At 71.0% G+C, this 19,157-nt stretch carries 18 protein-coding genes and 1 riboswitch; of the genes, 5 read left to right on the forward strand and 13 right to left on the reverse strand.

All coding sequences use genetic code 11. The features are described 5' to 3' along the window. Positions 1-104: 104 nt before the first annotated feature. The gene (locus ACIBK6_RS08355; protein ID WP_399049872.1) at positions 105-1,247 is read right to left on the reverse strand and encodes a glycosyltransferase family 4 protein; all 1,143 of its coding nucleotides are present in this window, start codon (positions 1,245-1,247) and stop codon (positions 105-107) included. A 156-nt stretch (positions 1,248-1,403) separates the two neighbouring features. Here ACIBK6_RS08355 and ACIBK6_RS08360 point away from each other — a divergent pair, with 156 nt between their 5' ends. After that, positions 1,404-2,630, forward strand: coding sequence for a glycosyltransferase 87 family protein (locus tag ACIBK6_RS08360; RefSeq protein ID WP_399049873.1), 1,227 nt, complete (start codon positions 1,404-1,406; stop codon positions 2,628-2,630). Here the strand turns inward: ACIBK6_RS08360 and ACIBK6_RS08365 are convergent. After that, positions 2,591-3,919: an MATE family efflux transporter gene (locus ACIBK6_RS08365; protein ID WP_399049874.1), complete on the reverse strand. Its 1,329-nt coding sequence runs from the start codon at positions 3,917-3,919 to the stop codon at positions 2,591-2,593. The genes ACIBK6_RS08360 and ACIBK6_RS08365 overlap by 40 nt on opposite strands. A gap of 94 nt (positions 3,920-4,013) precedes the next feature. Between ACIBK6_RS08365 and ACIBK6_RS08370 the strand changes: the two genes are divergently transcribed. After that, complete coding sequence (locus ACIBK6_RS08370; RefSeq protein WP_399049876.1) at positions 4,014-4,541, forward strand: PadR family transcriptional regulator; 528 nt, start codon at positions 4,014-4,016, stop codon at positions 4,539-4,541. Here the strand turns inward: ACIBK6_RS08370 and ACIBK6_RS08375 are convergent, their stop codons facing one another. From ACIBK6_RS08375 to ACIBK6_RS08395, 5 genes are all read right to left on the reverse strand, one after another. Then, positions 4,542-5,774 (reverse strand): hypothetical protein, encoded by a 1,233-nt coding sequence (locus ACIBK6_RS08375; RefSeq protein ID WP_399049878.1) that lies wholly within the window; start codon positions 5,772-5,774, stop codon positions 4,542-4,544. Positions 5,775-5,789: 15 nt separating this feature from the next. Next, positions 5,790-6,818, reverse strand: coding sequence for an NlpC/P60 family protein (locus tag ACIBK6_RS08380; protein WP_399049880.1), 1,029 nt, complete (start codon positions 6,816-6,818; stop codon positions 5,790-5,792). 239 nt (positions 6,819-7,057) lie between these two features. Continuing rightward, positions 7,058-8,083, reverse strand: a complete 1,026-nt coding sequence (locus ACIBK6_RS08385; protein WP_399049882.1) for an NlpC/P60 family protein — start codon at positions 8,081-8,083, stop codon at positions 7,058-7,060. A gap of 276 nt (positions 8,084-8,359) precedes the next feature. Further along, on the reverse strand, positions 8,360-9,721 hold the full coding sequence (locus ACIBK6_RS08390; protein WP_399049884.1) for an NYN domain-containing protein: 1,362 nt from the start codon (positions 9,719-9,721) through the stop codon (positions 8,360-8,362). Positions 9,722-9,766: 45 nt separating this feature from the next. Further along, positions 9,767-10,021 (reverse strand): hypothetical protein, encoded by a 255-nt coding sequence (locus tag ACIBK6_RS08395; RefSeq protein WP_399049886.1) that lies wholly within the window; start codon positions 10,019-10,021, stop codon positions 9,767-9,769. A gap of 154 nt (positions 10,022-10,175) precedes the next feature. Here ACIBK6_RS08395 and ACIBK6_RS08400 point away from each other — a divergent pair, with 154 nt between their 5' ends. After that, a complete protein-coding gene (locus tag ACIBK6_RS08400; RefSeq protein ID WP_399049888.1) occupies positions 10,176-10,925 on the forward strand; it encodes a rhomboid family intramembrane serine protease in 750 nt (249 codons plus the stop codon). Continuing rightward, entirely contained in the window at positions 10,922-11,203 is a 282-nt protein-coding gene (locus ACIBK6_RS08405) for an Lrp/AsnC family transcriptional regulator (RefSeq protein ID WP_399049890.1), read from the forward strand. Before ACIBK6_RS08400 ends, ACIBK6_RS08405 begins: the two co-directional genes overlap by 4 nt. Before the next feature lie 113 nt (positions 11,204-11,316). On the opposite strand, the gene ACIBK6_RS08410 is transcribed toward ACIBK6_RS08405, so the two are convergent. The 6 genes from ACIBK6_RS08410 to ACIBK6_RS08435 form a co-directional block, all read right to left on the reverse strand. Further along, positions 11,317-12,714 (reverse strand): aminotransferase class V-fold PLP-dependent enzyme, encoded by a 1,398-nt coding sequence (locus tag ACIBK6_RS08410; RefSeq protein WP_399049891.1) that lies wholly within the window; start codon positions 12,712-12,714, stop codon positions 11,317-11,319. Positions 12,715-12,964: 250 nt separating this feature from the next. Further along, positions 12,965-13,082, reverse strand: a riboswitch (SAM riboswitch). Positions 13,083-13,167: 85 nt separating this feature from the next. Next, complete coding sequence (gene trpD, locus ACIBK6_RS08415; RefSeq protein ID WP_399049893.1) at positions 13,168-14,232, reverse strand: anthranilate phosphoribosyltransferase; 1,065 nt, start codon at positions 14,230-14,232, stop codon at positions 13,168-13,170. A 170-nt stretch (positions 14,233-14,402) separates the two neighbouring features. After that, positions 14,403-16,028, reverse strand: a complete 1,626-nt coding sequence (locus tag ACIBK6_RS08420) for a cytochrome bc complex cytochrome b subunit (protein ID WP_399049894.1) — start codon at positions 16,026-16,028, stop codon at positions 14,403-14,405. Next, a complete protein-coding gene (locus tag ACIBK6_RS08425; RefSeq protein WP_399049896.1) occupies positions 16,025-17,074 on the reverse strand; it encodes a Rieske 2Fe-2S domain-containing protein in 1,050 nt (349 codons plus the stop codon). The genes ACIBK6_RS08420 and ACIBK6_RS08425 overlap by 4 nt, the downstream gene beginning before the upstream one ends. Then, positions 17,071-17,880 carry a c-type cytochrome gene (locus ACIBK6_RS08430; protein WP_399049898.1) on the reverse strand — a complete coding sequence of 270 codons (810 nt, stop codon included), beginning with the start codon at positions 17,878-17,880 and terminating at the stop codon, positions 17,071-17,073. The genes ACIBK6_RS08425 and ACIBK6_RS08430 overlap by 4 nt, the downstream gene beginning before the upstream one ends. A 65-nt stretch (positions 17,881-17,945) precedes the next feature. Next, positions 17,946-18,566 carry a heme-copper oxidase subunit III gene (locus ACIBK6_RS08435; protein WP_399049900.1) on the reverse strand — a complete coding sequence of 207 codons (621 nt, stop codon included), beginning with the start codon at positions 18,564-18,566 and terminating at the stop codon, positions 17,946-17,948. A gap of 187 nt (positions 18,567-18,753) precedes the next feature. Here ACIBK6_RS08435 and ACIBK6_RS08440 point away from each other — a divergent pair, with 187 nt between their 5' ends. Next, a complete protein-coding gene (locus ACIBK6_RS08440; RefSeq protein WP_399049902.1) occupies positions 18,754-19,155 on the forward strand; it encodes a hypothetical protein in 402 nt (133 codons plus the stop codon). The last annotated feature ends 2 nt before the right edge of the window (positions 19,156-19,157 follow it).

The raw sequence follows: 19,157 nt of genomic DNA on the forward strand, positions 1-19,157 counted from the left end.
ACGCCGGAGGGCTGAATTTGCCCACGCCGGCGCGGAGTTGGTCGCCAGCCCCTAACTGGCCACCCGCAGGCTGGAGTTGGGGCGGCCTGCATGAACGGACGGCCCTACAACAGCCCTCTCAGCTTCTCCGCCAGCAGATCCCAGCGCCACTTCTCCTCGACCCACTCCCGGCCGCGCTCCCCCATGCGGCGCCGCAGCTCGGCGTCCTGGAGGAGGGTCACGATGCGGTCCGCCGAGTCCTCGGGGTGGTCGCCGCGCACGACCCAGCCGGTCTCGCCGTCGAGTACCGCGTCCGGGGCGCCGCCCGAGTCGCCCGCGATCACGGGCAGGCCGGTCGCCGACGCCTCCAGGTACACGATGCCGAGGCCCTCGACGTCCAGGCCGCCGCGCCGGGTGCGGCACGGCATCGCGAACACGTCGCCCGCCCCGTAGTGCGCGGGCAGTTCCTCCCAGGGCACCGCGCCGGTGAAGCGGACGGAGGCCGCGACCCCGGTGTCCGCCGCGAGCTTGCGCAGTTCGGCCTCGTACGGCCCGCCGCCGACGATGAGCAGCACCGTCTCCGGCACCTGCGCGAGGATCGCCGGCATGGCGCGGATCAGCGTGTCCTGCCCCTTGCGCGGCACGAGCCGCGAGACGCAGACCACCACCGGCCGGTCGGCGAGCCCGAGCCGGTCGCGTACGACGTCGCCGCCGGAGCCGGGGTGGAAGGTCTTCTCGTCGACGCCGGGCGGGAGTTGGACCATGCGGGCCGCGGCCTGCTGGGTCAGCGCGCCCGCGATCCGGGACCGGGTGTACTCGCCCAGATAGGTGATCGTGTCCGTGCCCTCGCCGATCCGCCGGAGCAGCTGCCGGGCGGCGGGCAGCTGGGCCCACCCCGCCTCGTGCCCGTGCGTGGTCGCCACCAGGCGCTCGGCGCCGGCCCTGCGCAGCGCGGGCCCCATGAGGCCGAGCGGCGCCGCCGCCCCGAACCACACCGAGGAGCAGCCGTGCTCGCGCAGCAGCCCGACGGCCCGCCGGGTGACCCGGGCCGTCGGCAGCAGCATCGTGGTGGCATCCCGTACGACGGTGAACGGCTGCTCGGCGTCGAACTCGGCGGTCGCCTCGATGCCCTCCTGGCTCCGCTTCCACGTCGAGGCGTAGACGACGATCCGGTCGGGGTCAAGGCGCAGCGCCATGTTGTGCAGGAACGCCTGGATCCCGCCGGGGCGCGGCGGGAAGTCATTCGTCACGATCAGGGTCTTGTGCATCGCTGTCGACAGTACCGAACGCGGGGCGCGGAACCGAAAGGGCGGCTCACGGAGCGGGACGGGACCTCCCGGCGCGGCCTGTCTGACGGCCGGCGCCCGTCCGCACCCGGCATCATGGCTGGCTCCGGCCCCCGAAACGAGGACGAGGCGGACATCATGAGCATCCCCCGGCGCACCCTCGCCGTGGCGGCCACCTGGGCCGCGACCCGCTGTCTGCTGCTGCTCTGCGTCTTCCGGGTGCTGGTGCTGCCCGGCCCGGACGTCACCAGCGATGTGCACGTCATCTACCAGGGCTGGTCCCAGGTCCTCCAGACCGGGACGTACCCGCTGGACGACGTCACCTGGCAGTACCCGCCGGCCGCCGCGCTCGCGATCCTCTCCCCCGCCGCGCTGCCCTTCCTCGACTACGCCTCGGCCTTCTTCGTCCTCGCCTTCCTCGCCGACGCGCTGGTCTTCGGCCTCCTGATGTACGCGGCGGGCCGGCCCGGCAAGTCCCCGAACGGGGCCTGGATGTGGGCGGTGGGGGTGCCGCTGCTCGGTCCGACCGCGTACGCCCGCTACGACCTGATGGTGACCGCCGTCGCCGTCGCGGCGCTGCTCGCGGGCGCCCGCCGTCCCCGGGTCCTGGGGGCGCTCGCCGCTTTCGGGGCGCTGCTCAAGGTGTGGCCGGTGCTGCTGCTCGTGCGCGCCCCGCGCCGGGCCTGGACGACCGCCGCGGTCACCGCGGCCGGGCTTTCGGTGGCGTGCGTCGCGGCGGCACCGGGCGCGTTCGCCTTCCTCACCTTCCAGCGGGACCGGGGCACGGAGGTCGAGTCGCTGGGGGCGCTGGTCTTCCAGGTGGCCCGGCACTTCGGCTGGCCGGGCCGGGTGCAGCTGAACTACGGCTCGGTGGAGTTCCTGGGACCGTACGTCCCGCTGGTGTCCGCCCTCGCGCTGGCACTGAGCGCGCTCGCCTTCGGCTGGCTGCTGTTGTGGCGGGTCGGGGCCCGCGGCCCGGTGCGTCCGAGCACCCTCGCGGACGCCGCCTTCACCGCGGTGCTGCTCTTCACCACCACCAGCCGGGTCATCAGTCCCCAGTACCTGCTGTGGCTGGTCGGCCTGGCCGCGGTGTGCCTGGTCTTCCGCCGCGGCCCGATGATCCGCCCGGCCCAGCTCGTCCTGGTCGCGACGGGCGTGACGTTCCTGGAGTTCCCCATCTGGTTCTCCCACGTGGTGGCCGGCGACTGGCTGGGCATCCTCCTTCTCGTCGTACGCAACGGCCTCCTGGTCGCCGCGTCCCTCCTGGCCTGCCGCCGCCTGTGGCGCTCGACGGCCCCCGCCCGCAACCACCCGGCCCTCCCCGTTCAACCGACCCGCACGGCCGAATCGTCGAGCACCCGCTGACCTCTGGCACGCCGGTGGAGCCGCGCGAGGGCGGCACACTGGACGGCCGTGGCCAGCGCCATCGCCAGGCAGACGCCGGGCAGCCCGAGCCCCGAAAGCCCGTAGGCAAGGGCCAGTTGAAGCACCACCCCGCACGCGGTGATCCGCGCCAGGAGCGGGCTGCCGCCGCTGCCCTCGAAGACCCCGCCGAGCGCGATGAAGCAGGAGAGCAGCACCAGATAGGGGCCGAGGCAGCGCAGATACAGCGCCCCCGCGTCGGCCACCTCTCCCCGCGCGCCGAACGCCGCCATGATCCAGGGCGCGGCGGCCACCAGCACAACGAGAGCGGTGACCCCGATCGTCCCCGAGATACGCAGCGCCTCCCGCCCGACGGCCCGCCGTTCGTCGCGCCCGGCACCGAGCAGCCGCGCGGTGTGGATCGCGGCGGCTTGGCGTACGGAGTAGAAGGCCATGGTCGCCACGTACATCGCCTTGGTGGCGATCCCGTACCCGGCGACCTCGGCGACGCCGATCCGGGCGACCACGGCGACCAGGACGAGCGTTCCCGCCATCCGCACCACGAAATCGACCGACATGGGAAGCCCGGTCCTGAAGGTGCGGCACAGATCGGCGGCGAGCCCGCCCGGCGAGGGCCCGGCCGCACGCGGCAGGGCATCGCGCCGCAGCACCACGAGCCCGCACGCCAGCGCGGCCGCCCGCCCGAGCACCGTGGCGACGGCGGCGCCCCGCACGCCCAGGCCGAACCCCAGGATGAGCAGCGGGTCGAGACCGAGGATCAGCCCGTTGGCGAGCAGGGCGAGGCGCATCGGGGTGCGGGTGTCGCCCGCACCCTTGAGGATGCCGTCCACGACGTTGGTGGCGAAGAAGACCGCCATGCCGGGCAGCGCTACGGAGAAGTACCCGGTGGCGAGGTGGAGCGCGGCGCCGCCGTCGCCACCGAGCACCAGGCGGGCCAGCGGCTCCCGGCACAGATACCCGCCCACCGCGACGACGGGCGTGACCAGCGCCCACACCCCCCACCCGCCCCGCACGGCCGCCCGCACCCCACCCGGGTCCCCGGCCCCCCTGGCCCGCGCGACCAGCACGGTCGTCCCCGAACCGGCCATGAGGATGACCCCGAGCAGCACGTTCTCGACGTTGGTCGCGACGGCCACCGCGGCGACCGCGTCCCCGCCGAGCCGCGCCACCCAGACCATGTTGATGATTCCGGCGGTGACCCCGGCCAGGAGCTCGAAGTAGACCGGATACGCGAGCGCCACCAGCCGCCTGCGATGAGCAGTCGACCCCATGATCCATCCCCCCTCTTTTCGCTATACCTCGATTCGAGGTAGCTCGATAAGAGGTACCATGGCGCACGGCAACCGGACAAGACGAGGGGCGCGCATGCTGGAGCTGTCGATCCTGGGTTTTCTGTACGAGGAGCCCCTGCACGGCTACGAGCTCAAGGAGCGCATCAAGGGGCTCAGCGGGCACATCCGGCCGGTCAGTGACGGGGCGCTCTACCCGGCGATCACCCGGCTGGCGAAGGCGGGTCTTCTGGAGCAGCGCACCGAGCCGGGCAGCGGGGCCGCGCCTCGGCGCATCCTCTCGCTCACCGCTGCGGGCCGCGCCAATCTCCTGGAGCGGCTGCGGCACCCCAAGGACGTCGACATCACCGACGGCCAGCGGTTCTTCACCGTGCTCGCGTTTCTGCGGCACCTCCCCGACCCCGCCGAACAGGCCGCCGTCCTCAAGCGGCGGCAGGCGTTCCTGGAGACCCCGGCGAGCTTCTTCTACCGCGAGGGCCGGCCCGTCGCGGCCGAGGAGGTGCCGGACCTGTTCCGGCAGGGGATGCTGCGGATCGCGCGGGCCACGGCGGGCGAGGAGAAGGCGTGGCTCGCCGAGGCCGTCGACCAGCTGGGCCGGGCCTGATCAGGCCAGTTGGTCGCGGACGTACTCCCGCCACATGGTGGTGAACTCCCTTGGGGACAGGCCGAGTTCCTCGGCCATCGCCTTCTCCACCGCGCCCTCGCGGTGCGGCTGGTCGCCCACCTTCGCGTAGAAGCGGGCCAGGGTCGCCTCGCCCCAGTGGGCCGCGATCAGCCGACAGGCCAGCCAGCCGCCCTCGTACGCCCTGGCGAGCCGGTCCGCGCCGCCGTCGAAGCCGAAGTCGGCGTCGGTCGGCAGGTCGGCGGGCAGGTCGCCGGCGCGGACCGCCTGCTGGAGTTCGGGGGCGGCCTGCGGGGCCGTGCGGCCGGTGTCGCGGTAGCCGACCCAGTCCGCGTACCCCTCCGAGAGCCACATCGGGGTGGCGGGCGAGGTGTGCGCGCGGGTGGCGACATGGGTCGTCTCGTGGGTGAGGACGACCCGGCGGCCCACATCGCCGAGGACCGCGTACGCCTCCGGATTGACGATCACCCGGTCCGCGGGGGCGGCCGCGGCGCCGCCCGCCTCGCCGGTGGTCACCGCCGCGATCCCCCGGTAGGACGCGGCGGGCGCCCCGAGCAGCGCGGCCATCCCGTCGAGCGAGGCGGGTACGAGGACGACGACCCGGCCCGCCCACCGACCGGGCCAGGCGGCCGACACCTCGGGCACCGCCGCGTCCGCGGTGTCCGCGATCTCGTGCAGCCGCGCCGCGCCCTGGCCCACCCCGAGCACCAGGCTGCGCTTGCCGCGTACCGCGGTGACCCGGCCCTGCTGCCACAGCAGCTGGGCGGCGCCCTTGGCGGGCTGGTCCCCGGCGACGTACCAGCGGCCGCCCCGCTCGTCGAGGGTGAGGGTGCGGGCGGCGGTCACCGGGGCGGTGTCGTAGCCCTCGACCCGGTAGCGCAGGTCCACCCTCGCGGTGACCGTCCCGCTCTGCCGGTCCACCCCGTTGACCTGGTACGTCCACGCGGTCAGCGGCACCTGCGCGAGATTGCCGAACTCGGTGCGCTGGGCGGAGCGCAGCCCCGTCGCCGCCGGATCGACGGCCGCCAGATAGCCGCCCTCGTCGTGCTTGAGCACCGCCGCCGCCCGCCGGTCCAGGAGCTGCTGCACCTCGCCGACGGTGGCGTCGGGGGCCGGTCCGGGCGCCGAGCAGGCCGCGAGGAGCAGCAGCGCGGCGAGCCCGCATCCCGCCGCCCGCCCGCGCCGCACCCGTCGACCGCGTCCCTGACCTGCCACCCGCCGATCGTACGGTCAGACGCGGGTGATCGAGGAGATGGGCATCATCCCCACCGGGTCGTAGCGCACCGGCGCCCCGGGATACGGGGCGTGCACCACCTGGCCGTCGCCCATGTACATGGCGATGTGGCTGGCGTCGTGGCGGTACGTCACCAGGTCGCCCGGCCTCGCCTCGGAGAGCGGCACCTGCTGGCCCGCGTACCGCTGCGCCTGCGAGGTGCGCGGCAGGCCGACGCCGGCCTGCGCGTACGACCACTGCATCAGGCCCGAGCAGTCGAATCCGGCGGGCCCGTTGGCACCCCAGATGTACGGTCTGCCGATCGCCGCGCGGGCCGCCATGACGGCCGCGGCGGCCCGCTCGGAGGCGGGCGGCGCGTCGGACAGCTCGGGCAGTTCGGTGCGGCCCGAGCGGGAGGCGCGGTCGTAGGCGGCCCGGTCGTCGGCCGGCAGCGCGTTCAGCATCCGGCGCGCCTCGGCCAGCTTCGACTCCACGGTCCGCTTGTGCCGGGCGACCTCGCTGCGGCTGCGCTCCAGCTCGGCCAGTTTGCGGCCGGTGTCGGCCCGCTGCTGCGCGAGGTGGCGCTGCTCGCGCTGGAGCTTCTGGAGCGCGCCGGTCTGATGCTCGCTCAGCCGGTCGAGGGTGGCGGCCCGGTCGAGGTAGGTGTCGGGGTCGGAGGAGAGGAGCAGCGCGAGCGAGGGGTCGATGCCGCCGGAGCGGTACTGCGCGCCGGCGAGCGCGCCGAGCGCGCCCCGCATGCGGTTGATCCGCTCCTGGCCGCGCGCGACGGCGTCCTCGGCCTGCTTCACCTCGTCGCGCAGCCGGTCGGTCCGCTCGCCGGCCTTGTCGTACTGCTCGGTGGCCTGCTCGGCCTCCTGGAAGAGCCGGTCGACCTTGGCCTGCCCCGAGGCACCCGAGGGGTGCGGGTCGGCGCTCGCGGAAGGCGCCGCGAGGGCCGCCGCAGCCGTCGCGGCCGCCGCCGAAAGGACGGTGACGCGGGCGCTCTGGGTGAGGCCGGACGGCGAAGGCCGACGATGGGACGCCACGGATGCCGCACTCCCTTGCACTGCGTGCGGCCCCTGCCGCCCGGGTGGGCGGCGAGATCACCGGGAAACCGCTCGCCGGACAGTAACCGGGCGGATACCCGGCGGCCAACGACCCCGCTCCCCACGCACAGTGACGCCCCACCGGAGAACACAGGTCACCGGCGGGGCGTGGCGTCAGCCTGAGTTGCCGTGATTCGCCCGTTCGGGCGGTGTCGGCGGCTGACGGAGGGAAAGGCGGGTCAGCCTATGCGCACACCGAACTGGAACGGCATGTTGTCCATCGACTCGTAGCGCACGTACGCGCCGGGCTTCGGCGCGTGCAGCACCGTGTTGTTGCCGGCGTACAGGCCGATGTGGTGCAGGTCGCCGAAGAAGAGCACCAGGTCGCCGGGCTTGAGCTCGCTGCGGCCGATCTGGGTGCCCGCGGTGGCCTGTTCCTGCGAGGTGCGCGGCAGCTGGACGCCGGCCTGGCCGTAGGCGTAACCCGTCAGACCCGAGCAGTCGAAGGACGCCATGCCGGTCATGCCCCAGCCATACGGCTTGCCTATCTGGGACTCGGCCGCCTGCAAGGCGGCGGCGCCGACCTGCGAGGCGGGCACATCGTGGCCGAGGTTCGGGCGCGCGTCGGAGCGGTTGGCGCGCGCGTCGGCGGCGGCGAGCGACGCCTTCTCCTGCGCGGTCAGCGAGTTGAGCAGGGTCTGCGCGTCGCTGAGCTTGCCCTGGACTTCCTGCTTCTTGTCGCCGAGCACCTTGCGGGTGTCGGCGAGGTCCTTCAGCTTGTCCTGGGCCTCCTTGCGCTCCTGTGCGAGGGAGCGCTGCTTGCCCTGGATCTTCTGGAGCGCCTCGGTCTGAGTGGCGCTCAACTGGTCGAGCGAGGACGCCTTGTCCAGGAAGTCGTCCGGGTTGGAGGAGAGGAAGAGCTCCAGCGAGGGGTCGATGCCGCCGGAGCGGTACTGCGCCGAGGCCATCGAACCGAGGCCGGTGCGCAGGGTGTTGAGCTCCTGCTGGCCGCGGGCGACCTTGTCCTGGATCTGGCCGATCTGCTTCTCCAGCTGGCTCTGCTTCTCCTTGGCGTTGTTGAACGCCTCGGTCGCCTGCTCGGCCTCGCCGTAGAGCTTGTCGACCTTGCTCTTGACCTCGTCCTTGGAGGGCTTGGGGTCCGCCTGGGCGGCCTGCGAAGTGAGGGCGACGACGGCGGCGGCGGTCGCGCTGAGCACGGTCACGCGGGTGCGGTTCGCGGGCTTGGGACGACGGTGGGACCCCACGAAGGCGAGCTCCTTCTTCCTCAGCCGCCGAACTCTGCTGACTCGGCGGGACCTTCACGGACACCCCGAACGAGTGATCAACCGCATGAAGGTACGAGGCCCGACCCTAGTGACCATCCTGTGATCAGTTCAAATCCTGATGGCAAAAAATTCGGCCGCGGAGAGGATTCTTTACTGTCATCCCACGCGTAGTAGTTGGCACTTGACGGAGTGCTCAGCAGCGATCACCCGAATTCGGGCATTGAACACAGGAGTTACCAGAACACCCGGAATGCCTCAGACGCGGGACAGACGCTTCAGAAGCAGCAGGGAGGCGACCGGGCGCGCGCCCGCCTTCGCGACGCCGTCGGCGACTTCCCTGTCCGTCGAGACGACCACCACGGGCCGCCCCGAGGGCTCGGCGCGCACCAGCTGACGGATCAGCTCGTCCGCGGTCACCCCGGGCTTGGAGAACAGCACCCGTACGCCCCTGGGCGGTGCGAGCAGCACCGGAGCCGCCAGTTCCGCGCCGTCGAAGACGCAGGTGACCTCGGCGCCCGTCTGGGCGGCGAGCACCGAGAGCCCGCCGAGCAGCCGCAGCCGCTGCTTCTCCAACGGCATCGTGGGATAGCCGGTCTTGGTGACGTTGTAGCCGTCCACGAGCAGATGCACCTGGGGCAGCGCGAGAAGCTGGTCGAGCAGCGCCGGGTCGGTCTCGGAGAGCGCCCGGGCCGCGATGTCCTTGGGCGTCATGGTGCCCGGCGCGACCGCGTCCACCGTGTCGGCGGGGCGCACCGAGGCGGGCGGCAGGGCGAGTTCGCGCCGCAGGCCCTGGGCGCTCTCCAGGACGGTGTCGAGCAGCAGCCGCAGCCGCATGTCCTCGACGGAGCGCCCCTCGCGCACCGCGCGCCGGCTCGCCTCAAGACCCGCCTCGGCCTCGCTGAGCCGCGTCTTGAGCCGCCGGGTCTCGCTCTCGGCGGCGGTCACCTGGGCGGCCGCCTCGCCTCTGATGCCGTCGATCTCGGAGTGGGTCTTGCGCAGGGCGGCCTCACCGCGCTTCACATCGCTCTGGGCGCTGCGCAGCTTGCGCTGGAGCGTTTCGGCTTCCTTGCGTGCCGCGGCCAGTTCCGTCCGCAGCTGTTCGTTCTCGGACTTGATCTGGGCGCGCGCCTCGGCGAGTTCCTCGCGCAGCCGGTCCAGCTCGCGCCGGCCCTCCTCGTCGGCCCGCTCGGCGTCCGCCCGCTGGGCCTCCTCGCCGGCCGCGGCGACCAGCTTCACCCAGCCGGTGGGGCGCAGCACATAGGCGACGGCCGCCACGTCCACGGGGTCGGCGGCCGCGGGCGGCGAGCCCGCCTCGACGGCCCCCGCGAGCTCCGGCTGGGACTCCTTGAGCCGCTCGCCGATGCGCTGGCGGAACACCGGGTCGCTCTCCAGGGCGGCGGCCATCGCGTTGCCGGCGAACTTGGCGCGCCGGGTCGGGGTGAAACGGGCGTACTGCCGCAATTGTCCGGGCAGTTCGGCGATGGTCAGGCCGCCGAACGCCTCCGAGACGAAGGCGACGACCCGGCGCCGCACGCCCTCGGGCAGCGGGCGGTCGAGCACCTCGGCGGGGCCGTCACCGGCCGAAGCGGCCGGTTCAGCACCGCTTGCACGCTCCACAATCCGTCACCCCAACTGTCATCCGTACCGCTTGCGGAGCACTCCTCAGGAAACGCTCGCCGAGTCGGTACCCGGCCGGTCCACCAACTCGATCCGGTCCACCGCGTTGCACCACCGGCAGCGGACCGACTCGATGGTCTCACTGACCACCTCGCGTTCCTCCACCGTGGGCTCTCCGGCGAGGTCCAGATGGACGTACTCGACCACTTTCGACGAGCGGGTGACATCGAAACGGGTGAGGTTTCCGCAGAGCGTGCAGCGCCACCGGGTGTCGGCGGTCGGCTGGGGAACGGTGGTCATGTGGTGCCGTCCTCTTTCCACTTCCATGGTCCAGGATCTCGCGGTGCGCCGTCGAACTGCGGGAGTACTGCCCGTAACCCTACGGCCTACCCGCCGACCGCCGACACGGCGAGGCGGTCTGTACCGATAGCCCCTTTTGGGCCATTCTCTCCCCATGGTCAAGTGGCGGGGAGCGGCGATCGTCAAGGGTGCGGTGCGGGGCCCGACGGTGACGTACGGGCTGATCACCGCGTGCTGTCTGCTCTTCGTGGTCGGCCCGGCCTCCGGTCTCAACCCGGTCTACGGGACCGGCGACGCGATCCTCAGCGCCCAGAGCGGCTACTTCGCCCGCTGGGGCGTCATCCCCGGGCAACTCCTCACGGGCCGGCCGCACGCCCTGCTCACCCCGCTCACCGCCCTGTTCGTGCACGGCAGCTGGCTGCACCTGCTCGGCAACATGCTGTTCCTGTACGTCTTCGGCGCGATGACCGAGGAACGCCTGGGCCGGGTGGAGTTCGTCCTGTTCTACCTGGGGAGCGGCTATCTGGCCCTGTTCGCGTACGCGGCGGCACACGCCGACTCGGAGCAGACCCTGGTGGGGGCGTCCGGGGCCATCTCGGCCGTCCTCGGCGCCTTCCTCTGCCTCTTCCCCAGCGCCCGGGTGACCAGCATCTTCCCGTTCCTGCTGTTCCTGCCGCTGCGCTTTCCCGCCTGGATCGTCCTGGCCTTCTGGTTCGCCCTGCAGTGGCTGGCGATCCGCAGCCAGGCGGCCGGGCCCGGGGTGGCCTACCTCGCCCACCTCGTCGGCTTCGGCCTCGGCTTCCTCTACGCATGGGCCCGTTTCCGCCGGACGGATAGAGTGAAACGCCGAAAGCCCGTGAAGCCCGCGGGTGCGGCCGCCACCGAGGGAGAAAGCCAGCCGTGATCACCGCGATCGTGCTCATCAAGACCAGCGTGGACCGGATTCCCGAGATCGCGGAATCGATCGCGGCCCTCGAAAGCGTCAGCGAGGTGTACTCGGTGACGGGTACCTACGACCTGATCGCGCTGGTCAGGGTGGCCCGCCACGACGACCTGGCGGACATCATCCCCGGCAGCATCAGCAAGATCCCGGGCGTCGAGGCCACGGACACGCATGTGGCGTTCCGCACGTACTCCCAGCACGACCTGGAAGCAGCGTTCGCCATCGGCCTGGACTCCTGACCCACCCCCTCGGGGACTCCGCCCCCAAACCCCCTCGGGGCTCCGCCCCGGACCCCGCTCCTCAAACGCCGGAGGGGCTTGATTTTGCCCCCTGGCCCAGAAGCGTCCCGGCACTACACCGCCGGGACGCAGCGGCCGGCCTCCGTGCGGTACTGCCACTTCGCACCCTCGGTGACCAGCTCGCGCACCGCCCCGACGAAACGGGACACGTGCTCGTCCGGCGTCCCGGCCCCGAAGCTGACCCGGATCGCGTTCAGGGAGCGCTCGCCCGGCTCGGCCTCCGGGGCGCCGCACTCGCCCGGGTCCTGCGGGTCGCTCCCGAGCAGCGTGCGCACCAGCGGGTGGGCGCAGAAGAGCCCGTCCCGCACGCCGATCCCGTACTCCGCCGAGAGCGCCGCCGCGAAGTGCGAGCTGTTCCAGCCCTCGACGACGAACGAGATGACGCCGACCCGGGGCGCGTCGTCGCCGAAGAGCGAGAGGACCCTCACCTCCGGCACCGTCGCGAGCCCCTCGCGCACCTTCGCGATCAGCTGCCGCTCCCGCTCGACCAGCGAGTCGAAGCCCGCCTCGGTGAGCGCCTTGCAGGCGGAGGCGATGGAGTACACGCCGATGACGTTGGGCGAACCGGCCTCGTGGCGGGCGGCCGTCGTGTGCCACTCCACGTCCACGCCGCCGTCGCTGCGTCGAGCGACCTTCTTCGAGGCGCCGCCGCCCGCGAGGTACGGCTCGGAGTCCTGGAACCAGTCCGCGCGGCCGGCCAGCACGCCCGAGCCGAACGGCGCGTACAGCTTGTGCCCGGAGAAGGCGATCCAGTCGACGTCCAACTCCCGTACGGAGACGGGGTGGTGGGGCGCCAGCTGGGCGGCGTCGAGCACGATGCGGGCGCCGTGCGCGTGCGCTGCGGCGGCCAGTTCCTTCACCGGCCACAGCTCACCGGTGACGTTGGACGCGCCGGTGACGCAGACGAGCGCGGGGCCATAGGGGTCGCGGTCGGCCAGCGCGCGCTCCAGGGTCTCGACGGCCTGCTGCGGGGTGCGCGGCGCGTTCAGGTACGTCACGCGGGCGTCGCGCCACGGCAGCAGCGAGGCGTGGTGCTCGGTCTCGAAGACGAAGACCTGGCAGTCGGCCGGGAGCACCCGGGCGAGCAGGTTCAGCGAGTCCGTGGTGGAGCGGGTGAAGACGACCTGGTCGCCGGGGCGGCAGTCGAGGAACTCCGCCACCGTCGCCCGGCTGTTCTCGAACAGGTCGGTGGAGAGCTGCGAGAGGTAGCCGGCCCCGCGGTGCACGCTGCCGTAGTACGGGGCGTACGCGGCGACGTCGTCCCAGACCCGCTGCAGCGCGGGCGCGCTCGCCGCGTAGTCGAGGGCGGCGTAGGTCACCTCGCCGCCGGTGACCAGCGGCACGGTGACATCGCGGCCGAGCACCGGCAGCGGCGCGGCACAGCAGGGGTCGGCGGACTCGTCGGTGCGGGGGGCGGTGACGGAAGCGGTGGCGGCGGGGCGTGCGGACATGGCGGTATCTCCCGGCAGGAAAAGGCGAGTTGACTTCGGATCCCGGGTGCGACGGCGTGCCCCGGCCTCGCTGGAGGGGGGTCGACTGCCTTGCCGCGTACGGGTGTTGACCTCGAACACGCAGCCCGGAGAAGGACGGCGTGGAGGGTGGTGAAGAAAGGGGCGGTACGCCCTATCGCATTCGCTTGCTCACGAGACTGCTCCCTTGAGGACCAGGACCCCAGGGCTGTGACATCCGATGATGTCCAGGGGTCCGCGCTTGCCGTAGGCCTTGCTGCCTACGACCTGGTCTTCACCCGGGGCACCCCGCCACGGACGGAGGGTTGCCGGACAGCGAGCCGGGGCCTAAATCGCTGTCACTCATGACCTTGAACAGCATCCTGCCACAGGTCCCGACGTGCGCAAGGCGCAGTCCGCGATCTGGACTGCGCCCTGCGTCACAGGATGTACGGCTCAGGCGTTGCTGGCCGCGACCCACCGCTCCAGGACGCTCCGGGCGGCTCCCGAGTCGATGGACTCGGCGGCCCGGGCCATCGCGGCCCCGATCTGCGCCGCGAGCGGCCCTTCGCCCGGTTCGAGGGCGACAAGCGCGGCCGCCGCGTTCAGCAGCACCGCATCCCGCACCGGCCCCCGCTCGCCCGTGAGCAGCCGGCGGACGACCTCCGCGTTGTACGAGGGGTCCCCGCCGCGCAGCGCCTCGATGGGCGCGATCTCGATGCCGACGTCGCGCGGGTCGAAGCTCTCCTCGCGGACCGCGCCGTCGCGCACCACCCACACCCGGGAGGTGGCGGTGGTGGTGAGCTCGTCGAGGCCGTCGTCACCGCGGAAGACCAGCGCGGACGAGCCGCGCTCGGCGAGCACGCCCGCCACGATGGGCGCCATCCGCGCGTCGGCGACACCGGTCGCCTGGGCCCGTACCCTCGCCGGATTGGTCAGCGGGCCCAGGACGTTGAACGTGGTGCGGATGCCCAACTCCTTGCGGGCGGCGGCCACATACCGCAGCGCGGGGTGGAACTTCACCGCGAAGCACATGGTGATCCCGGCCTCCTCGGCCACCTCCACCACCCGCTTCGGCGACAGGTTCAGATTGACGCCGAGCTTCTCCAGGACGTCGGAGGCGCCGCTGGAGGAGGAGGCCGCGCGGTTGCCGTGCTTGACGACCTTGGCGCCGCTGCCGGCGACCACGATCGCCGACATGGTGGAGATGTTGACGGTCTTGGCGCCGTCGCCGCCGGTGCCGACGATGTCGACGCTCGGGCCCGGCACCTCGATCAGGTTGGCGTGCGCGTACATGGTGCGTACCAGACCGGTGATCTCGGCGACCGTCTCGCCCTTGGCGCGCAGCGCGACCATGAAGCCCGCGATCTGGGCGTTCGTCGCCTCGCCGCGCATGATCTTGTCCATCGCCCAGGCGGTCGCGTCCGCGCTCTGGTCGGCGCCGCTCAGCAGCGAGTCCAGGACACCCGGCCAGGAGTAGGCCGCCACGGTGTCGCCTCCGGTGGGGGTAACAGCGCTCATGCTCGCTCCTGGTGGTCAAAAGGACGGGATACCGCCCGCCAGCCTATCGAGAGGCGCGGGGCGGTCCGCGTCCGTGCCCGCAGTGCGGACGCGGAAAAGACTCCGGCCCGGCCCCCGTGATGGGGCCGGGCCGGAGCCTCGGTTGTGGCGACCGTCAGGTCAAGCAGGGATCAGTGGTGGCCGTGGCCGCTCGTGATCTCCTCGTACTCCGCGGCCGTCGGCTTGGGGATCTGGCTTCCCTCGCCGTAGTAGCCCTTGCTGAGCTTGGCGCGGAGCTTCTGCGTCCGCGACACCTTGCGGGCGACACCGTTCTCGTCGACCGTCGGGCCGATCTCGGCCGGCTTGTACTGCTCGTGCGCGGTGAGCTTGTAGCGCGCACCGGCGTCCAGCGGCTCGTGGACCTCAATGAACTCACCGTGCGGCAGCCGCTTGATAATGCCGGACTCGCGCCCGTGCAGCACCTTCTCGGCGTCGCGCCGCTGCAGACCCAGGCAGATCCGCTTGGTGGCGACGAACGCCAGGACCGGTGCGACGAAGAACGCGATCCGGACGAACCAGGTGATGACGTTGATCGACAGGTGGAAGTGGGTCGCCCAGAGGTCGTTTCCACCACCCATGAGCAGCACCATGTACCAAGTGATCCAGGCGACGCCGAACGCGGTGCGCGTCGGGGCGTTGCGCGGCCGGTCCGCGATGTGGTGCTCACGCTTGTCGCCGGTGACCCAGGACTCGATGAACGGGTAGACCGCGATGGTCGCGAGGACCAGCGGGAAGATCATCAGCGGGATGAACACACCCAGGACGAGCGTGTGGCCCCAGAGGTTGATCTCCCAGCCCGGCATGACACGGATCAGGCCTTCGGAGAAGCCCATGTACCAGTCGGGCTGCGCACCGGTGGACACCTGGTCCGGACGGTAGGGGCCGATCGCCCAGATCGGGTTGATCGTGGCGATCGCCGCGATGGCCGCGATGACACCGAAGACCAGGAAGAAGAAGCCTCCGGCCTTGGCCATGTACACCGGGAGCAGCGGCATGCCGACGACGTTCTTGTTCGTACGTCCCGGACCCGCGAACTGGGTGTGCTTGTGGTAGAAGACCAGGATCAGGTGAGCCACCATCAGGCCGAGCATGATGCCCGGCAGCAGCAGGATGTGGATCGAGTAGAACCGGGCCACGAAGTCCCCGCCGGGGAACTCGCCGCCGAAGAGGAAGAACGAGATGTACGTGCCGACCACCGGCATGGAGAGGATCGCGCCCTCCATGAAGCGGACACCGGTGCCGGAGAGCAGGTCGTCCGGGAGCGAGTAACCGGTGAAGCCGGTGAACATGCCCAGGACGAACAGCAGGAAGCCGAACAGCCAGTTGACCTCACGCGGCTTGCGGAACGCGCCCGTGAAGAACACGCGCATCATGTGCACGAACATGCCGGCGAGGAAGATCAGCGCCGCCCAGTGGTGGATCTGCCGGATCAGCAGACCACCGCGCACATCGAAGCTGATGTGCATGGTCGAGTTGAACGCCTCGGACATGCTCATGCCCTGCAGCGGCACGTACGAGCCGTCGTAGACGACCTCGTTCATGCTCGGGTGGAAGAACAGCGTCAGATACACACCCGTGAGGATGATGATGATGAAGCTGTACATGCAGATCTCGCCGAGCATGAAGGACCAGTGGTCCGGGAAGATCTTGCGCATGTTGGCCTTGGCCAGGGAGTAGATCCCGAGCCGGCCGTCCGCCCAGTCCGCGATCCGCTCACCGGCGGGCGCTTCGCGCCGTGCGTCTGTCGTGGTGCTCATCCGCGCTCCCAGAAGGCAGGACCGACGGGCTCTTCGAAGTCGCCGAGCGCTTCGAGGTATCCCTCGTCATTCACACCGATCCGCAGCTGCGGAAGGGCGTGACCGGCCGGGCCGAAGATGACGCGGGCGCCGTCGGAGAGGTCGAAGGTGGACTGGTGGCACGGGCAGAGCACGTGGTGCGTCTGCTGCTCGTACAGGGAGATCGGGCAGCCGACGTGGGTGCAGATCTTCGAGTACGCGACGATGCCCTGGTGCGACCATTCGAGCTCGCGCTTGTCCTTGATGTCCTCCGGCTTGATCCGGACGAGCATCAGGGCGGCCTTGGCGATCTGCGTCTGGAAGTCGTGCGCGCTCTCCTCCAGGCCCTCGGGCTTGGCGAAGGTGAGCGAACCGACCGTCAGGTCCTCGGGACGCAGCGGCTCGTTGGTGTTCATGTTGATCAGGGCCTTGCCCTTGGACCACATGGTGTGCCGCAGCTTGTCCTCGGGCAGCGTGCCCAGGTCGCGCAGGAGCATCACACCGGAGAGCGGCACCATGGCCAGCGCGCCGAACATGGTGTTGCGGATCAGCTTGCGTCGGCCGAAGCCGGACTCGGCCGCGCCTTGCTTGAAGTCGGCCAGTACCTGCGCCTTGACCTCCGGCGGGGCCGCGATCTCGTGACGCTCGGCCGGCATCTCGACATCCGACATCAGGGTGCGGGCCCAGTGGACCGCGCCCGCGCCGATGCAGAACAGCGCGACGCCCAGGGTCAGACCCAGGGAGAAGTTCAGCGCGCTGACGTGCCCGAACGGGAAGATGTAGATGATCTTGTCGGACGGGAACGTCACGTACGAGGCGATGAAGGCGACCGTCGCGACCATCGACAGGAGGAACATGAACGCGACCGCGCGCTCGGAGCGCTTGGCCGCCCGCTCGTCGATGTCCTGGATGCGCGGCTTGTGGGCCGGCAGTCCCGGGTCGGCGAACGGGTCGTCCGCCCGCTCTACCGCGCCGTGCGCGGTGGCCTGCGCTTCGGGCAGGTTCTCGGAATTCTCTTGGCTACTCATGACTTCTTGGCCTTAGCGGTGTGGGCCGCGACCCAGATGGCTACTGCGATGAGGGCACCCAGACCGAAGATCCAGCCGAACAGACCCTCGCTGACCGGACCGAGCCCGCCCAGCTTGAGCCCGCCCGGGCTCGGGGTCTGGTCACTGTTGACCGCGTGCAGGTAGGAGATGATGTCCTGCTTCTGCTTCTGCGGCATCGTCGTGTCCGGGAAGGACGGCATGTTCTGCGGGCCGGTCTGCATGGCCTCGTAGATGTGCTTGGGGTCCACGTCCGCCAGGCTGGGGGCGAACTTGCCGTTGGTCAGGGCACCGCCCTCACCCGTGACGTTGTGGCACTGGGCGCAGTTGGTGCGGAACAGCTCGCCACCCTTGGCGATGTCCGCACCGTTCGGGTTGTACTGCTCCTTGGTCGGCGCGATGGGGCCGGCGCCGAGCGAAGCGACGTACGCCGCGAGCTGGTCGATCTCGCTCTGCGAGTAGATGACCTTCTTCTTCGGCACCTGCGCGCCGGGCTGCTGCGCCGGCATGCGGCCGGTGCCGACCTGGAAGTCCACGGCGGCCGAGCCGACGCCGACCAGGGACGGGCCGTCAGTGGTGCCCTGACCGCCGGTTCCGTGGCAGCTGGCGCAGCCGACGGAGTAGAGCTTCTTGCCCTCGTCGATGGCGAGGGACTGGGCGGTTTCGTCAGCCTGCGCCTTGCCCGCGGGCGCGAACGTGGCGTACAGCCCCCCGGTGGCCGCCAGCGCGAGGAGTAGGACGACGACCGCCGCCAGCGGATGGCGTCGTCGTGCGGAGAGCTTTTTCACGGATTACCCCGGTGTCAGGATCTTCTGCGTCGATGCTGGATGTGGTGCGGACCTACGGGCCCGGATTACTGGATCAGGTAGATCGTGGCGAAGAGGCCGATCCAGACGACATCGACGAAGTGCCAGTAGTAGGACACGACGATGGCGGCTGTCGCCTGCTCGTGGGTGAACCTCTTGGCCGCGTACGTCCTGCCGAGAACCAGCAGGAAGGCGATCAGACCGCCCGTCACATGCAGTCCGTGGAAGCCCGTGGTCAGGTAGAACACCGAGCCGTACGGGTCCGAGGACAGCGAGAGGCCGTCCTTCTTCACCAGCTCGGTGTACTCGAAGACCTGGCCGCCGATGAAGATCGCACCCATCACGAACGTGATGATGAACCAGGTGCGGAGCTTCTTCACATCGCCCCGCTCCGCGGCGAAGACGCCGAGCTGGCAGGTGAGGGAGGAGAGCACCAGGATCGTGGTGTTGGTCGCCGAGAACGGAAGGTTCAGGGCCGAGGCCTTCTCTGACCAATGCGCGGCACCCGTTACCGATCGCAGAGTGAAGTACATCGCGAAGAGGGCCGCGAAGAACATCAGCTCGGAACTCAACCAGATGATGGTTCCGACGCTGGTGAGGTTCGGCCGATTGACCGACGGGTGCGCGTGCCCGGTTTCTACTGTCGTTGCTGTCGCCACGACCGACATTATGTCGGTCGCTTATCCCGCCCTCACTCCGGGGGGTGCCGTTCGGTGTGTCAGCGCCGTATGCAGGGCCCGTACGGCCCATCGAAGGGCCGTCCGAACCGGTGTTGACGGGCAGTCGGACGGAGTAGCATCCGCGCATCGGTTCATGAGCCAACGCCGGCGAAAACGCCGGACCTTCGGAGGATCCATGCAGTCGAGCGCCACCGTTCTGGTCTACAGCGACGACGCGAACACCCGGGCTCAGGTACGGCTCGCGGCCGGGCGCAGGCCCGCGTCGGACCTGCCGCCGGTCGAGTACCTGGAGTGCGCGACGCTGCCGGCGGTCCTCAAGGAGCTGGACCGCGGCGGTATCGACGTCTGCGTCCTGGACGGCGAGGCGGTCCCCGCGGGCGGTATGGGCGTGTGCCGGCAGCTCAAGGACGAGATCTTCCAGTGCCCTCCGGTACTCCTCCTCATGGGCCGCCCGCAGGACGCCTGGCTGGCCACCTGGAGCCGCGCGGACGCCGCGGTGACCCTCCCCGTCGAACCGGTCGAATTCGCCGGGGCACTGGCCTCCCTGCTGCGCAAGCGGCTGGCCGTGGGTGCCTGAGC

Source organism: Streptomyces sp. NPDC050485, from assembly GCF_044458185.1.
In the GTDB taxonomy this organism is placed as follows: domain Bacteria; phylum Actinomycetota; class Actinomycetes; order Streptomycetales; family Streptomycetaceae; genus Streptomyces.

Coding starts and splice junctions, on each gene's coding strand:
- trpD (WP_399049893.1), bottom strand. CDS start 14,232: ATGAGCGCTGTTACCCCCACCGGAGGCGACACCGTGGCGGCCTACTCC.
- ACIBK6_RS08410 (WP_399049891.1), bottom strand. CDS start 12,714: ATGTCCGCACGCCCCGCCGCCACCGCTTCCGTCACCGCCCCCCGCACC.
- ACIBK6_RS08400 (WP_399049888.1), top strand. CDS start 10,176: ATGGTCAAGTGGCGGGGAGCGGCGATCGTCAAGGGTGCGGTGCGGGGC.
- ACIBK6_RS08440 (WP_399049902.1), top strand. CDS start 18,754: ATGCAGTCGAGCGCCACCGTTCTGGTCTACAGCGACGACGCGAACACC.
- ACIBK6_RS08360 (WP_399049873.1), top strand. CDS start 1,404: ATGAGCATCCCCCGGCGCACCCTCGCCGTGGCGGCCACCTGGGCCGCG.
- ACIBK6_RS08420 (WP_399049894.1), bottom strand. CDS start 16,028: ATGAGCACCACGACAGACGCACGGCGCGAAGCGCCCGCCGGTGAGCGG.
- ACIBK6_RS08395 (WP_399049886.1), bottom strand. CDS start 10,021: ATGACCACCGTTCCCCAGCCGACCGCCGACACCCGGTGGCGCTGCACG.
- ACIBK6_RS08435 (WP_399049900.1), bottom strand. CDS start 18,566: ATGTCGGTCGTGGCGACAGCAACGACAGTAGAAACCGGGCACGCGCAC.
- ACIBK6_RS08370 (WP_399049876.1), top strand. CDS start 4,014: ATGCTGGAGCTGTCGATCCTGGGTTTTCTGTACGAGGAGCCCCTGCAC.
- ACIBK6_RS08425 (WP_399049896.1), bottom strand. CDS start 17,074: ATGAGTAGCCAAGAGAATTCCGAGAACCTGCCCGAAGCGCAGGCCACC.
- ACIBK6_RS08365 (WP_399049874.1), bottom strand. CDS start 3,919: ATGGGGTCGACTGCTCATCGCAGGCGGCTGGTGGCGCTCGCGTATCCG.
- ACIBK6_RS08355 (WP_399049872.1), bottom strand. CDS start 1,247: ATGCACAAGACCCTGATCGTGACGAATGACTTCCCGCCGCGCCCCGGC.